General features: G+C 70.2%; 13 protein-coding genes. 1 reads left to right on the top strand and 12 read right to left on the bottom strand.

Translation table 11 applies throughout. The annotated features are described in order from the left end of the window. Window positions 1-22 precede the first annotated feature (22 nt). From C4B68_RS01315 to C4B68_RS01265, 12 genes are all read right to left on the bottom strand, one after another. Window positions 23-1,399 (bottom strand): FAD-dependent oxidoreductase, encoded by a 1,377-nt coding sequence (locus C4B68_RS01315; protein WP_099505148.1) that lies wholly within the window; start codon window positions 1,397-1,399, stop codon window positions 23-25. A gap of 224 nt (window positions 1,400-1,623) precedes the next feature. Further along, on the bottom strand, window positions 1,624-2,250 hold the full coding sequence (locus C4B68_RS01310; RefSeq protein ID WP_099505089.1) for a VOC family protein: 627 nt from the start codon (window positions 2,248-2,250) through the stop codon (window positions 1,624-1,626). Window positions 2,251-2,367: 117 nt separating this feature from the next. Next, window positions 2,368-2,508, bottom strand: coding sequence for a hypothetical protein (locus tag C4B68_RS41605; protein ID WP_167458975.1), 141 nt, complete (start codon window positions 2,506-2,508; stop codon window positions 2,368-2,370). Between the two features lie 14 nt (window positions 2,509-2,522). Then, a complete protein-coding gene (locus C4B68_RS01305; RefSeq protein WP_099505090.1) occupies window positions 2,523-2,942 on the bottom strand; it encodes a cation:proton antiporter domain-containing protein in 420 nt (139 codons plus the stop codon). Window positions 2,943-3,209: 267 nt separating this feature from the next. Continuing rightward, window positions 3,210-3,989, bottom strand: a complete 780-nt coding sequence (locus C4B68_RS01300) for a thioesterase II family protein (protein ID WP_099505091.1) — start codon at window positions 3,987-3,989, stop codon at window positions 3,210-3,212. A gap of 38 nt (window positions 3,990-4,027) precedes the next feature. Continuing rightward, window positions 4,028-5,167 carry an AMP-binding protein gene (locus C4B68_RS01295; protein WP_099505092.1) on the bottom strand — a complete coding sequence of 380 codons (1,140 nt, stop codon included), beginning with the start codon at window positions 5,165-5,167 and terminating at the stop codon, window positions 4,028-4,030. A gap of 374 nt (window positions 5,168-5,541) precedes the next feature. Next, window positions 5,542-6,924 carry a cytochrome P450 gene (locus C4B68_RS01290; RefSeq protein WP_143674416.1) on the bottom strand — a complete coding sequence of 461 codons (1,383 nt, stop codon included), beginning with the start codon at window positions 6,922-6,924 and terminating at the stop codon, window positions 5,542-5,544. 163 nt (window positions 6,925-7,087) lie between these two features. Beyond that, the gene (locus C4B68_RS01285; protein ID WP_099505094.1) at window positions 7,088-7,924 is read right to left on the bottom strand and encodes a hypothetical protein; all 837 of its coding nucleotides are present in this window, start codon (window positions 7,922-7,924) and stop codon (window positions 7,088-7,090) included. Between the two features lie 72 nt (window positions 7,925-7,996). Continuing rightward, entirely contained in the window at window positions 7,997-9,571 is a 1,575-nt protein-coding gene (locus C4B68_RS01280; RefSeq protein WP_099505095.1) for a carbamoyltransferase C-terminal domain-containing protein, read from the bottom strand. Next, entirely contained in the window at window positions 9,565-10,347 is a 783-nt protein-coding gene (locus C4B68_RS01275; protein ID WP_099505096.1) for a thioesterase II family protein, read from the bottom strand. Before C4B68_RS01275 ends, C4B68_RS01280 begins: the two co-directional genes overlap by 7 nt. A 67-nt stretch (window positions 10,348-10,414) precedes the next feature. Further along, a complete protein-coding gene (locus C4B68_RS01270) occupies window positions 10,415-11,710 on the bottom strand; it encodes a cytochrome P450 (RefSeq protein ID WP_240634119.1) in 1,296 nt (431 codons plus the stop codon). After that, a complete protein-coding gene (locus tag C4B68_RS01265) occupies window positions 11,707-13,593 on the bottom strand; it encodes a non-ribosomal peptide synthetase (RefSeq protein ID WP_240634118.1) in 1,887 nt (628 codons plus the stop codon). The genes C4B68_RS01270 and C4B68_RS01265 overlap by 4 nt, the downstream gene beginning before the upstream one ends. A 371-nt stretch (window positions 13,594-13,964) precedes the next feature. On the opposite strand from C4B68_RS01265, the gene C4B68_RS01260 reads away from it, so the two are divergent. Continuing rightward, complete coding sequence (locus tag C4B68_RS01260) at window positions 13,965-14,945, top strand: TauD/TfdA family dioxygenase (RefSeq protein WP_099505097.1); 981 nt, start codon at window positions 13,965-13,967, stop codon at window positions 14,943-14,945. Window positions 14,946-15,008: the final 63 nt, after the last annotated feature.

Here is a 15,008-nt window from a genome sequence, read left to right as displayed (position 1 = left end):
CACGCGGCGTGTGAAGCGTGCCTCAAGACCGGATCCCGGCCCCGCTCTCGCGGAGCATGTCCTCGCGCTCGACGATCTTCACGCGTTCGCGGCTCTGCGGCTCGCCCAGGGCCTTCTCGGCGGCGTCCAGCTTGTACCAGCCCTCCCAGGTGGTGAAGTGGACCCGGCGCTCGGTGAGGAAGGCGTCCACGGCCTCGGGGTCGGGCGTGGCGGGGGTGTGCAGCCGGCCGTGGGCGTGGTCGTCGAGCAGGTTGGCGACCGTCTCGTTGGCGTCCCCCTTGGTGTGGCCGATCAGGCCGACGGGGCCGCGGCGGATCCAGCCGGTGACGTAGGTGGACGGCACATGGCTGCCGGCCTCGTCGATGACCCGGCCGCCCTCGTCCGGGACGGTGCCGGTCTCGATGTCCCAAGGCAGCTTGGGCAGCTTCTCGGAGAGGTAGCCGACCGCGCGGTAGACCGCGCTGACGTCCCAGTCCCTGAATTCACCGGTGCCCTTGACGTTGCCGGTGCCGTCCAGGGCGGTGCGCTCGGTGCGCAGGCCGACGACGTGGCCGTCCTCGCCGAGGATCTCCGCGGGCGACTCGAAGAAGTGCAGGAACAGCTTGTGCGGACGTTTCCCGACATCGCGGATCGCCCAGTTCTCCAGGGTCTTGGCGACGATATCGGCCTGCTTGTTGCCGCGCCGGGTCTCGATCGAGCCCGCGTCGTAGTCGATGTCCTCGGGATCGACGACGACCTCGATGTTCGGGGAGTGGTCCAGCTCGCGCAGCTCCATCGGGGAGAACTTCGCCTGCGCCGGGCCGCGGCGGCCGAACACGTGGATCTCCACGGCCTTGTTCGCCTTCAGACCGTCGTGGACGTTCGGCGGGATCTCGGTCGCCAGCAGCTCCTCCGCGGTCTTGGCCAGGATGCGGGCCACGTCCAGCGCGACGTTGCCGACACCGAGGACCGCGACCTTCTCGGCGTTGAGCGGCCAGGTGCGCGGCACGTCCGGATGCCCGTCGTACCAGGAGACGAAGTCGGCGGCGCCGTAGGAACCCTGCAGGTCGATGCCGGGGATCGGCAGCTCGCGGTCGGCCGTCGCACCGGTGGAGAAGACCACCGCGTCGTAGAAGGTGCGCAGGTCGTCCAGGCTGATGTCGGTGGGATAGTCGATGTTGCCGAAAAGCCGGATCTGCGGCTTGTCCAGGACCTGGTGCAAAGCGGTGACGATGCCCTTGATACGCGGGTGGTCGGGGGCGACGCCGTACCGGATCAGGCCGAACGGGGCGGGCATCCGCTCGAAGAGGTCGATTGACACACCGGGACCGGCGGCCACCTCGGACTTGAGCAGGGCGTCGGCGGCGTAGATCCCGGCCGGGCCGGCTCCGACGACGGCTACCCGCAGAGGGCGCGGCATGATCAGGTTCCCTTCGAGTGACGGCATACGGTTTCCTCCGGTGTGAGCGCGTTGTACTGCCCGTCGAGTCGCCTCATCGGGAAGGGCACAGTGGCCGGCTTGTGGTCTGGACTGTGGATCCGCGCCGGTGCTTGCGGTTGCGTCGGCGCGTCCGACGTGCGGACTGGTCACGTCGGCAGGTCCGGCGTGCGGTGAGGCGTTACGTCGGTGATGCGACGAAAGGGTCACCCCGTGCGGCCACCGTTCACGAGAACCACCGATACGCGTCCCGTCGAGCTCTGTAGAGCAAGGACGTCCGTCCCGGCCTGCGGTGGTGCCGGTTCGGTCCACGGACTCGCGACGTTGAGGACGTTCCGGTAGAAGGCCGCGTGGTTGTCCGGGATCTCCATGTCGAGTCGCAGTGTCACGTGGTCAGGACCGTCCGGCTCCGGCTGCGCGGCCTGTGGTGGACTCGGCACCCAGTTGCGGCCGTCGGGAAGGAATCCGGCGCGCGTGCCCGCGGGTAGCAGTGTGTAGGTGACGTCTCCGATTCCCGAGACGATCGGGTTGCCCTGCGCGGACAGAGTGACCGTGGCGCCGGCCGCCAGCGCGGCGTTACGAGTGGCGTCCACGTCGTCGCAGGCGACGGCGATGTCCGCGATCCGCTCCTGGTGGCGGGACCCCGCGCGGCGGGTCGCCCAGCCCGAAGTGATCACGACCTGGGCGTTGCCGCGCCTGAGCAGCACCGAGCTGCGGTCGACCTCGACGGAGTCCGCCACTCGCACGAAACGCAGGTCGGAGACGAGACGGCGCATGACCGGCTTCTTGTCGCGCGCATAGATCTCGATGTGCGATACGTCCTGCGCCTTCACGGTCGCTCCTTCCGGGACCGGTTATTCCTGGTCATGGGCAGCCGGCTCGGCCGGGTGTGCCTCACCGCGCCACGAGCTCGGTGGCGTACCGGCGTTCGCGTTCGATCTCCGTGGTCGTCAGGGCGATGAGGTTCGTGGTCGCCGCAGGATCGGCGGTGCCATGCCCGAGGTCACCACCGCCACCAGGACGATGACGGTGCGGGAGGAGGTGTTGAGCAGTCCGATGCCAAGGCCGACCGAAGCCAGCACGATCTCCACGACGCCCCGGGCATTCAGTCCGGCGCCGATGGACAGCGATTCGTTGTGTCTCGATCCGTCAGCCGGGCCCCCGCATAGCCGCCGGCGAGTTTCGCCCCGACCGCGACGGCGAGCGTGACCACGGCGGCCATGAGCACCGAGGGATCCGCCAGCGCCGACAGATTGGCCTGGAGGCCCGCGGTGGCGAGGAACGGCGGTGCGAGAACCGCCATGATGAACGGCCTTACGGCACTCAGGAATCGCCGCCCCGTGCCCGCTGCGGATCCGATGACGATGCCGCACAGGAACGCACCGAGGATGGGCTCCATCTGCAACGCATGGGTACCGGTCGCCGCCAGCACGAGCAGCCCGACCACGGTCGCGGCGCCCAGGTCGCCGGAGTTCTCCGACCGTTGGACCAGGCCGAGCAGCCGGCCGATCAGCGGCCGCGCCACGAAGACGGTAACGGTCGTAGGTGGTCAGGTTGGTGATCCCGGAGACGCTGTCGTCCGTGCTGTAGACGGCCAGTTCGGTGTCGAGGAGGTCGGGGCGCAGCGCGCGCAGGTGCTGCTCCGTCTCGTCCTCCTCGTACAGGTCGAAGGGGCCGAGATAGCCGTCGCGGTGGAACTGTTCCAACTCGGCTTCGGTCAGTGAGAAGTCGGGCGGCTGTGCGCTCATGGTGGCTCCAGACGTCGGTGTACGAGGAGGACGGGAGGCGGGTTCTAGGGGTGGGGCGGTCTGCCCGTGCCCGTCCGGGCGGTGCTCGCGGTGGGCGGGCCGAGCATCTCCATCAGGTCCGCGGTGATGACGCCGGCGATGGTCGGCAGTGCGTCGTTGATGAAGAAGTGGCCGCCGGGCAGGACGCTCTGCCGGAAGACGCCGTGTGTCTCCATCCGCCACGCCCCCATCCGTTCGGGAGAAGCGGGTCCGTCCTCGGCTCCGGAGAACGCCCGGACGGCGACCGGCAGTGTCGGCCGCGCGCGGTAGGGCCAGGTCGCGACCACGGTCAGATCGGCTCGGAGGGTGGGCAGCAGGAGGTCCAGCAGGTCCGGGTCGTCGAGCACGTGCGGTGCCGTGCCGCCGAGTTCGCGCAGGTATTCGACCAGCCGGTCGTCGGACTCGTTCCAGGCGGGCACCTCACGTTGCAGGTAGGGTCCCGGGCTCGCGGCCACGAACAGGCCCATGGGAAGCGGCAGTCCGCGGCCGCGCAGCGCGTGCGTGAGGTTGAACGACACCTGGGCGCCCATGCTGTAGCCGAAGAACGCATAGGGCAGGTCCAACCGCGGGCCGAGCGCCTCGGCCAGTGCCTCCACCAAGGGTCCCATCCGGTCGTAGGGGCGTTCTGCGATCCGGTTCTCGCGGCCGGGCAGCAGCACCGCTTCGACGGAGACGTCGTCGGGCAGATGGTCCGGCAGGTCCCGGAACATGCCTGGTCCGCTGCCCGCGCAGTGCAGACAGAACAGCTGGCAGCGCGGATCGTCGCCGGAACTCAGTCGCCGCACCCAACGGTCCTGACGGGCGCCGGCGGAAGCCGCCCCGCTCACCGCAGGTGCTCCGCGGCCGTGGGCAGGAGACCCGCCGAAAACACTCCGAGCAGCGCGGCATGCGCCTCGGTGAAGGTGTACTGCTCATCCTCCAGCACCTCGAAGTCGGTGGTACCGCAGTCGGCCCGCCCGCCCATGCTCCGGTAGGGGACCTCGAAGTCGCGGGACCAGCCGATGGCCGTGATCGCCACCGGCAGACGCGGTGGATCGGGCAGGTGGTAGCGCTTGTTGGCCTCGATGTCCTCGCGGAGGATGCCGAGCGTGAGATCGATGAGGCTCGGTACCCGTTCGCCGCCCAGATCCGCCGGCGCGCGGTCGCCCAGCCCGTCCTCGGCTATGAGGAGTACCGCGCCGGCGTCGCGGACCAGCCGTGCCTGCCGCTCGGCCGGGTCCTTTGGGTCGAGCACCAGGTAGGCCCCGCCGGTCCCCAGGATGCTCAGGAGGGTGACGACGAGCTCCGGTGAGCGTCGCTGCAGGACGGCGGCCACCCGGTGCGTTCCGAGTCCGGCCGCTCGCAGGCGTACGGCCGGTTGCTCGGCGCGCGCGTCGAGTTCTCCGTATGTCAGCACTCGGCCGGCTCGGCTGACGGCGGGCGCCTCGGGTGTGGCGGCGGCCCGCTCGGCAACCAGTTCGTGCACGCAGCGCGGTGGTGGCGGCGTGCGGTCGCCGTGGCCGAGGACCCGCAGTCCGCGGCTCTCCGCCTCCGTGGCCGGGTCCAGGGCCGACACCGCACGGCGGGCCGGGTCGTGGGTCCCGCACAGCGAGGCGGTGCGTGCCGCGGCCTCCAGACCGGGGGCGCGGGCGCCATGGGCCAGGAGTGTCAGGCTGTCCGCCTCGTACGCGAACGTGTAGTCGGTCTCCGGTACGTCCTCCTGCTCCTCGGCGCCGGCACTCGATGCCTCGGGAAGTTCGTCCCGGGCGGCCGTTGCCCGGTCTACGAGGACGGAGAACGAGGGGTCGTCGCCCAGTTCGACGGTGACGACGCCGGTGCCCGCGGTGCCGTCGCCGGAGACGTGGCAGTCGATGGTGACGTCGTCCTGGCCGGTGTGCCGGTGGACCACCGCGGCGAAGGAGGCGAGCGCGTGCGGCGCCGTCACGCGCCGCGGTACGGCCGTCCGGCTCATGAGTTCGGGCATGGGCGTCCTTGTCGAGGGAGGAATCAGGGATTTCGGCCGCCGAACAGGCAGCTGTCATGCCGTTCGTCACGGCCGCCGACATTTGCCAGGAACGGAATGCGCTGAACCGACTTTCGTGGACCGAATTTCCGAAGACCCGAAGGCCGCCCGGCATCGCCGTGTCCGTCCATGTTCTACAGTGCCGCCGGAATGAGGGTCAATCGCCTCGAATTCGAAGGGCCGTTGGAATTACGCGGATGCCACGTCGCTGATCTGTTGACTTGCGGCTCCGCACTGGTCCGCACAGCGTGCGACGCCGGGCCGCTTTTCTCCGTCCCGGTGGTGCTCTCGTGCGGCCGTCGTCACGAGTCACCGCACCAGGACCCGGTCGGATTTCAGCCGGACCGTGGAGTGAAACGGATAGGGAGCGAGGTGACGCCGTAGAAGGACGTGATGTCGGGAAACCAGGTGACGGCCCCACGGTTGCTCACCCGGTAGTCCGGAATCCGGGTGAGCACCTCTTCCAGCATCACGGTGAACAGGGCCCGCACCAGGGAGGCGCCCAGGCAGTAGTGCGAGCCGGCGCCGAAGGCGAGGTGTCCTGAGATGTCGCGGTCGAGGTCGACGGTGTCGGGGTCGGCGAAGACCGCCTCGTCGCGGTTGGCCGAGGCCCAGCTGACGAAGACCCTCTCGCCCGCCCGCAGCGTACGGCCCCCGAGCTCGACGTGCTCGGCGACGGTGCGGCCGGTGCCCTGCACCGGCGACATCCACCGGAGGTATTCGTCCGCGGCACGCGAGATGAGGGCCGGGTCCGCGATCAGGCGGGCCCTGAGCGACGGATGCTCCGCCAGGTGCAGAAGCGCCGTCGCGGTCAGGGAGGACACCGGGTCGATGCCCAGCAGGATGAGGTACAGCATCGACAGGATGTCCTCGTCGGACACGGGCTCGCCGTCCACCCTGCCCGCCAGGAGAAGCGGGAACAGACTGCGGTCCGTGGTGTCGGTGCCGTATTCGCGGCGCACGTCCAGTTCCTCCACCAGAGCCATCGTGATGCGCTGCGCGTGGTCGCGGGCCCCGGCGAGATCGTGCGGTGCGGCCAGCAGCGCCTGGTGGACCAGCGAGTCGATCTCGAACCAGCGGTCGTCCGGCAGCCCCAGATCGCGCATGGTGACGACGCCCGGCACCCGCAGCGTCAGCGCGGTGACGAGATCGCAGGCGCCCTCGGAGATGACGGCGTCGACGCTCTCCTGGGCCAACCGGCGTAGTTCCGGCATCCGTTCGCGCACCTTGCCCGCGGAGTAGAACGACGACAGCAACTTGCGAAACTTGAGGTTCCGCGGTGCGTCCTCCTCCAGCGGCACCAGCCTGCCGGTCTGTCCCAGAGGCGGAATGGTCACACCCTGAAGGGTCCCGTCGGCCAGCACGTGCCCGGTGCGGAACACTCCGTCGCGCCCCGCCTCCGAGACCTCCGCATGCCGTGTCGCGACCCAGAAGCCACCCCAGGCCCGGCTCCAGGAGACAGGGCACCGCGACCGCAGGCGCGCATAGGCGGGAAAGGGGTTCTCGGCCAAGGCCGGGTCATGGCTGTCGAAGTCCTCGGTGCCCGAGTCCGCACCGCCGGCTTGCCCGGCAGCGCCGGTGCTCCCGGCCCGCGCGCCGCTGTACGGACACCCGTTGCCGTATGCTCCTTCGACACCTGAACCGGAACCGGAACCGGAACCGGAACCGGCAATCGGGCCCGGCCGGTCACGCCGGTACGACCCGAGCTGGTCGTCCACGTCCACCTCTCCCTACCTCCCCTTGGTCTCAGCGCCACGGACATCGCCAGGGCCCGCCCTCCCCGTCGGGGCATCAACGGCGTCGCGCGGAGTCGGCGCACGCTCGGGAAGGCGGGCCCTGGACGTCGGGTGCGGCCGGTGCGGGCCGTCGGCCGTGCCGGCCTCAGGTCCAGCTCACGACCGTGTGGGCGTCGGTGAAGCCCATGATGAAGGACACCGTGGTGCGGTTGCCGGTGTTGGCGTCCACCGCGTGCACGAAGGCGCCGTTGAAGGCGTAGACGTCGCCCTCGCGGATGTCCAGGCGCAGTTCCTCGAAGTCGGCCAGGGCCTCGGCCGTGTAGGGCAGGCCGGTCAGCTCGATGCCCAGGGCGTGCCGCGTCGCGTCGTCGGGGCGGATGTTCCAGATCACCAGCCGTCCTCCGGCGGTGTGCTCGGTGCACATGTTCACCGCGCAGATGTCGTGCTCCAGGACGCGCTGGATCTCGAAGCCGGCCTGGCGCGCATCCTTGCACTGTGCCTCGTCCTCGTGCGGGTCGAGGGAGAAGTCGCCCTCCTTGTCCCACGCGCGGATGAGTGCCGCGGAAGCGGAGCGGCCGTCCATCTCCGCGACTCTCAGTGAGGCGCCCTCCTGCCGCAGGGCCTCGTTCACGCCCCGCCGGAAGGTGTGCCAGGGCGAACCAGGAGCGTCGATCACCTCCTGTACGTGGTCGGCCACCTCGGCGGCTTCCCGGAGGTAGGTGTCGGCGCTCTTGTTCCAGTGGTAGGCGCCGACGTAGTGCGACGGCTCGCCCTCGCGGTGCTGGCGTGCGGGACTGGCCCAGAACCGCTCGGTCAGTTCCTTACGCGCGGCTGGAGGTATGACGTCCCGGAAGATCACTCCGAGCCTGCGGCCGTGCAGGACGTCCAGGACGAGCCCGTAGTCGAGTTCGCTGCGCTCCTCGAAGCGGAAGAACTCCGGATCGGCCTGTCGTCCGCTCAGCCTTACCTTGCTCTGCTGCATGGGTGTTCCCTCTTTCACACGTACACGAGTGCTCTCACAGGGGCGCGGGGTCCGGGACCGCGCGGTCCCGGCTCAGGGCCGCGGGACGCGCCGGGTGACGAAGGTGTCCCCGACCACGTAGCCGTCGAGGTCGTGCTGCTCGCCGTAGCGGATCAGGTCGCTGGTGCGGTTGATGAAGCCGCGGCCGGAGAAGTTGAGCGAGGTGTTGCACAGCACGCTGAACCCGGTGAGGTCGCGGAAGGCGGTCAGCAAAGAGGCCACGGCCGGGTTCTGCTTGCGGGTCACGGTCTGGGCGCGCGCCGTGCCGTCGACGTGTGTCACGGCCTTGAGGGCCTGGGAGCGAACGGTGCTGAAGTAGAGCATGTAGGGGTCCGGGACGGAGCCCTCGAACCATTGCCCGGCGTCCTCCTCCAGGCAGAGCGGAGCGATGGGACGGTATCCTTCCCGCTGCTTGATCTTGTTCAGCCGGGCGGTGGTCTCCGCGCTGAAGGGCGCCGCCAGGATCGACCGGTTGCCCAGCGCCCTGGGGCCCATCTCCCACCGGCCGCGGGCCCAGCCGATGATGCCTCCGTCGGCGATGAACCGCGCCACCTCGCCGTAGTCCAGCGGCCGGGTCTCGTAGCGCTCCGGGTCGAAGGCGGTGTCCTCCACGAATTCGTCGCCGGCGTAGACGTCCCACTCCACGGTCGCCATGCCCGTGTAGTGCAGCTGAGCGTCGATGGCAGTGCCCAGTGAGGAGCCGCTGTCGTTCGGGCACGGTGGCACGAAGACCTGCGGGAACAGGCCGCATTCGGACCAGCGGCGGTTCCACTCGCAGTTCAGCCCGCAGCCGCCGGAGATCAGCAGCGGCAGCCCCTCGGTCAGGTGCTCCGCGGCATAGGCGTGGAAGCGGTCGAAGATGGCGTCGGAGAACTTCGCCGCCAGGTCCTTGTACTCCTGCGACTCGACTCCGATGTTCCGGAACGGCGTCCAGTCCATCTCGTTCTTGCCCAGGGTCGTGATGATCCGCTCCTGCGCGAGCAGGAAGTCGATGAGCTCCCGCTCCTCCGCGGTGGTCTCGGTGCGCCGGGCGAAGCCCGTCAGGGCCATCTGCTTGCCCGCGTCCTGGAGCCGCAGGACGCCCTTGTTGGCGGTGAACTTCCGGTCGGCCAGGGCGAACAGATAGGCGTACTTGTTGCCCGGGTCGGACATGACGTGCCGCAGGTGGGTGACGCCGCCGCTCTCGTCGATGCGGTAGAAGGAGCCGATGTTGCCCTCCCACACCAGGCAGTAGTACGGCTGCCCGGCGGGGAACGGCGAGAGCCCGTAGGCGGTCATGATGTGCGAGCGCTCATGGGTGGAGGAGAAGACCCGCACGTCCTTGCCGAAGAACCGGCCCGCCTGGTCGGACACCGACCCTTCGCCGACGCCGAAGTAGCCGGTGCGCGAGGGCGGCTCCTCGGAATACGTTCCCTTCACCCAGCCGCCGACGGCCACCACGTCCGGTAGCCGGTCCAGCCGCTCCGCGGCGGCTAGCAGCACCTCCGCGGTCAGCGAGTCGTAGCGCGGGAAGGAGTCCTTCTCCGCCTCCAGCGAGAACAGCAGGCGGCCGTCGTCGATCGCCGTGACCGCGCTGTCGTGTCCTTCCTTGAACGACAGGATCAACATGCCTCTTCACTCCTTCCGCCGGCTGGTCCTGTGGACGGCCGGTCTGCGGTGACGCCGTCGGCCAAGAGCCGCAGCAGCTTCTCGGGGCCCTCGATGAAGCCGTAGTGGCCGCCGTCGAAGACGACCTGATCCATTTCGCCGCATGCCGCCCAGCCGGTCATCCGCTCCGGCTCCATCCCGACGTCGCCGCTCCACCCGATCGCGGTGATCGGACACGGCAGCTTCGGCGGATCGGTCAGGTGGTAGCGGCGGTTGACCTCGATGTCGCGCCGCAGCACACCCAGGGTCATGCCGACGAACGTGGGCAGCGGGTTGCCGCCCAACTGCACGATCAGCCCGCGCAGCTCCTCGGCCAGCTCCTCGTCGTCCATCTGGAGATGACGGCCGTACGGCCCATCCTGCGGGGCCACCTCGGAGGAGACGAACAGCCGTTGTGGCGGCCGCGCGCCGCGGCCGACGGCTTGCACCGCGGTCTCGTAGGCTGCGAGCGCCGCGCTGCAGTGGCCGAACAGGGCGTAGGGGCCGTCCAGATGGGGTTCCAGGACCTCGGACAGGACGCGGCCCAGCTCCTGGTACGTCTCGAAGGGCTGCTCCCGCAGCCGGTTCTCGCGTCCCGGCAGCTGCACCGGCACGAAGTTGACGCCCTGGTACTCGGACGGCCAGTGGCGGTACATGGACGCGCCGCATCCCGAATAGGGCAGCAGGAACACTCGGGCTCGGGCGTCGGGAAGCGGTTCTCTCAGAAACCAGCGCGGGGGTCGGCCGGCGATCGGCATCGGTTGGTGGACCTCACCTTCGGTTCGGCTGACGGCCGCCCGGCGGCGGACAGCGGGCGGCCACGGGTCAATAGGCGGCCTGGCGAGCCCGCGGCCGCGTGCGGGCGGTGATCGGCATCTCGGTCCACCCGTAGATCGTGTTGGAGTACAGTCGCTTGCCCGGGCCGACCGGGACGATGTCGGTGAACCGGCTGAACAGCTCGGCGAAGAAGAGTCGCAGGGTCACCTTGGCCACGGTGTGGCCCACGCAGTAGTGCGGGCCGATGCCGAACGCCAGATGCTTGTTGGGGCGACGGGCGACGTGGAAGGTGAACGGGTTTCGGAAGACGTCCTCGTCGCGGTTGGCGGACGGCAGCCACACCGCCACCGCGTCGCCCGCCGCGACACGGGTGCCGCCCAGGTGCACATCCCTGGTGGCGTAGCGGATGAAGTGCGTGGTAGGCGTGGCCCAGCGCAGCGCCTCGTCCACTCCGCTGACGATCAGGTCCGGCCGGTCGGCCCAGTCCTGAAGGGCCGGTGTGCCCATGAGTTCCGCGAGGGTGCTCACCGGGACCTGGGCCGTGGTCACGTTGGCGCCGAGCAGCAAGCTGTAGCAGTTGGAGATGACCTCGCCCGCGGTGAGCGGGCGGCCGTCGATCTCCATCCTCAGCAGCAGGCTGATCAGGTCGTCGCCCGGGTGCGTGCGCCGCTCGTGGACGATCTCGTGGAAGTAGGCGAACAGGCCGCGGTGGGCCATGTTGAGCACCCGGTCGATGCCGCGCTCGTCGCGGTAGCGCGGGTCCTCCGGTGCCACGGACGCGGTGGTGAGGTCGACCAGCCGGCCCCAGTCCTCCTTGGGCAGCCCCATCAGCACGCCGGCCACGGCCATCGGCAGCTGGTTCGCGTGGGCCGCGAGGTCGTAGGGGCCTCCGTCGGCCAGCGGCGCCAGCAGATCCGTCACCACCGCGCGGATCTGCTCTCGCCGCTCCATGGTGGGCTTGACGGCCAGTGCCCGCTGCAGCGGTTCGCGCAGCGACGTGTGCCGCGGCGGATCCGTCGCCGCCATCTGGTGGCCGCCCGCCGGGTCGCCCCGGCCGAGGAGGTAGAGCAGGGTGCCGCGTTGCGAGGTGAACGTGGCGTGGTCGCGCAGCACCCGGTCGATGTCCGCGTACCGGGTCACCGACCAGTACGGGTGGCCGTCCTTCTCGTGCCGGGTGACGGGCGTCCGGCGCCTCAGCTCGGTCCACGTCGCATGGGGGTCGCGGTCGCTGTAGAGCGCGGGATCGGCCAGGTCGGCGAGGGCTCCCAGGCCGGCTCCGCCCTGGTGCACCGGGCATCCGGAGGCGATGGGCGGGGCCGGCGTGTGGTGCGGTGAGACGGTCACGATCGGATCTCCCGTCCGGCCAGGGTCTCGCCCACGGCCTCGCTCAGCTCGGCGACGGTGGAGCGCAGATACAGCGCGGTGGCCGGTATCTCGACGCCCAGCTCCTTGTGCATGACGTCCAGCAGTTCGGCGGCCAGGAGCGAGTGGCCGCCCAGGTCGAAGAAGTCGTCGTCGATCCCGACGGGCGCGGTGTCCAGCAGCGCGCTCCACAGCTCGGTGAGGCGCCGCTGGAGCGGCGTGGCCGGAGGAACGTAGGCGTTGGCCACTGCGCGCGGCCGTGGGCCCGCGCTCGTGAGGGCGGAACGGTCCACCTTGCCGTGCGCGGTGACCGGCAGCGTGGTGTGCACCAGGATCGTGTCCGGGACGGCGTAGCCGGGCAGTTCGGCGGCCAGCGAGGCGCGCAGCCGTGCGCCCAGCCCCTCGTCCGCGGTGCCGCTCGGAACGGCATGGCCGACCAGGCGTTTACGGCCGGCGTCGTCCTGTTCGACCACGACGACCGCCCGGTCGACGCCGGACTGCCGGGCCAGGGCCGCCTCGACGGCACCCGGTTCCACTCGGTAACCGTGCACCTTGACCTGCCGGTCGGTGCGTCCGGCGAACTCCAGGTTCCCGTCCGGCAGCAGCCGGGCCAGGTCGCCGGTGCGGTACATCCGCGACCCCGGCGGCCCGAACGGGCAGGGCAGGAAGCGCTCCGCGGTGGCCGCGGGCCGGCCCAGGTAGCCGCGTGCCAGGCCCCCACCCCAGGTGTATATCTCGCCGGTGCCGCCCGCCGTCACCGGCCGCATCGCGTCGTCGAGCACGGCGACCCCGGTGCCGGTGACGGCCGTACCGATGGGAACGGCGTCCGGCGGCGGCCCGCTGGTGGTCCAGCACGTCGTGAACGTGGTGTTCTCCGTGGGGCCGTAGCCGTTGGTGAACGTCAGACCCGGCCAGGCGTCCAGGAGTCGGGCCACGAGTGCGGGCGAGGCGACGTCGCCTCCCGTCACCACGTGCCGGAGACCGGCGAAGAAGGACAACCGGCTCTCGATCAGCTGGTGGAGCAGGCCGGTGGCCAAGTTGACCACGGTCACCCTGTGGCCGGTGACGGTGGCGGCCAGAGCATCGAGATCGACCGGTCCCCCGCCGGGGTGCACCACCAGGCGACAGCCCGCGCAGAGCGCGCCGAAAATCTCCAGCGTCGACGCGTCGAAGGACACCGCGGAGACCTGGAGCACGGTGTCCTCGGGTGTCAGACGCAGCCAGTCCTGCGACACCACCAGACGCAGAACGCCGCGATGGGTCACGCCCACGCCTTTGGGCGCACCGGTGGAGCCCGACGTGTAACACACGTAGGCCAGGTCGTCGGCCGCGCGGGCCTGGGCCGCTGCTGCGCGGTCGGCCCGCGCGGCGGCCGAGGAGACGTTCGCCGGGCCGGTGCGCGAGGGCGCTGTGGCCAGTGTCAGGGTCTCAACGGTGTCCGGCAGCCGTCCGGCGTGCTCGGGTGCCGCCACGGCCAGACGTGCCCCGGCGTCGGCGACCAGCTCCGCCAGACGCCGGTCCGGGTCAGCGGTGTTGAGCGCCAGATACGCGCAGCCCGCCTTCAGCACGCCGAGCAGCGTAACGATCAGGTCGGTCGAACGGTCCATCAACACCGCGATGACGGCGTCTTCGTCGTGCACCCGGGTTCGCAGGCCGGCGGCGAGCCGCTCGGCGCGGGCGTCCAGGTCTCCGTAAGTGAGCGTCCGCCCATCACAGGTCACCGCCGGCGCGTCCGGCACGCGGTGCGCGTGTGCGGCGATGCGTTCGTGGAGCAACGCCTCGCCGGCGTCTGCCGCGTGCGGGCCGGAGCGACTGAACACGGAGCGTGACTCCGCCGGGGTGTCGGCCACAGTGCTGTCGATCAACTCCAGACCACCTCTCACCCTCCGAAGAGCGTGTCCGCCAGCGGGACGACCCGGTGCCGTTCCCGCGGAATCGGCTTCCGCGAAACGACTCTAGGCGCCGCCGACAGCCCGGCAATCCGTGGAACGAACGAACCCGGCACACATTTTTCGATGAGCCCTCATCAGCATTTTGTTGGCATGGCCGAATTGAAGTCGCGATGGCAGCGATGACAAAGTGCGGAATAGTCTCAGATCCCTTGACCGGTGTATCACCGGGACCGGAAGCTGTCCCCTGAAGCAAGGTCAAACCGGCCTCATCACCGGTTCACTGACCGGTCGGCTCCTGCCGGAGCGACCTCCATTTTTTGAAAGGTCCCTGAAAGGTAGACCGCATGCCGGTGCAGGAAATAAATCGCGCGGACCGGGAGCTCGGGAAGGACCTCCTGCGAGCGGCGCGGACGCTGGCTGCCGGCGGCGCCACAGGCGACACCGTGCTGTCCGCTCCCGACGCGAGGCGGCTCCCGCAGAGCCTAGCCGCGGGCCTCGACGAACTCGTCCAGCCTCCCGATCCGCACATCGGTCACCGCGTCGTCAAAGGACTGCTGGACTGCGGTGACCCGGGCCCCACGCCTCTGCACTGGCGGGCGAGCGACCCTCGGCGCAACGCCGATCTCGACATCGCTCTGGCCCTAGTCGCCTCCCGTCTCGGGCGGGTGTTCGGCTGGCGCAACCAGCAGGACGGGCGGATCGTCCACAACATCCTGCCCAGCCCCGGTCAGGAGCGCCTCCAGGTCGGCGCCGGCAGCGTGGTCCCGCTCGCCTGGCACACCGAGGACGCCTTTCACCCGTACCGGGCCGACATCCTGCTGCTGGCCTGCGTGCGCAACCCGGACGACGTCGGCAGCAGACTTTCCAGCGCCACCAGCGCGCCCCTGACGGCAGCCGACGTCGAACAGCTGCAACGGCCCCTGACCGTCGTGCTGCCCGACGACAGCTACGCCGACCGGGAGGCGGAGCTGCGCCGGCCGATCGGGATCGCCACGCTCTGGCACCGCGAGCACGGCGCTCTGGGCATCCGCTACGACCCCTCCTACACGCACCGGCTCACCGACGACCCGGACTTCATCGCCGCCTTCGACCGGCTCGGTCACGCTCTGGAGGCCAACGGCCATGTCGTCCCGTTGGAACCGGGCGACCTGCTGATCATCGACAACGACGCCGTGGTGCACGGCAGGCTGGCCTTCACGCCCCGGTACGACGGCAGCGACCGCTGGCTCAAACGCGTCCTGGTGCGATCACCACGGCCACGCCCGGCCCGCGAGCGACAGGAGCACGGATACGACCAGGAACAGGTTGACGCCCACGCGGGATGACCAGGCGGGATCGGGAGACAGGGGCCGGGGGCCGCACACAGGCGTGCGGCCCCCGGCCCCTGT

The sequence above is a fragment of the Streptomyces dengpaensis genome (genome assembly GCF_002946835.1).
GTDB lineage: Bacteria > Actinomycetota > Actinomycetes > Streptomycetales > Streptomycetaceae > Streptomyces > Streptomyces dengpaensis.
Note: the sequence above shows the minus strand (reverse complement) of the source record. Positions and strands in the feature narration are given on the sequence as shown.

Coding starts and splice junctions, on each gene's coding strand:
- C4B68_RS01275 (WP_099505096.1), bottom strand. CDS start 10,347: ATGCCGATCGCCGGCCGACCCCCGCGCTGGTTTCTGAGAGAACCGCTT.
- C4B68_RS01285 (WP_099505094.1), bottom strand. CDS start 7,924: ATGCAGCAGAGCAAGGTAAGGCTGAGCGGACGACAGGCCGATCCGGAG.
- C4B68_RS01315 (WP_099505148.1), bottom strand. CDS start 1,399: ATGCCGCGCCCTCTGCGGGTAGCCGTCGTCGGAGCCGGCCCGGCCGGG.
- C4B68_RS01295 (WP_099505092.1), bottom strand. CDS start 5,167: ATGCCCGAACTCATGAGCCGGACGGCCGTACCGCGGCGCGTGACGGCG.
- C4B68_RS01260 (WP_099505097.1), top strand. CDS start 13,965: ATGCCGGTGCAGGAAATAAATCGCGCGGACCGGGAGCTCGGGAAGGAC.
- C4B68_RS01280 (WP_099505095.1), bottom strand. CDS start 9,571: ATGTTGATCCTGTCGTTCAAGGAAGGACACGACAGCGCGGTCACGGCG.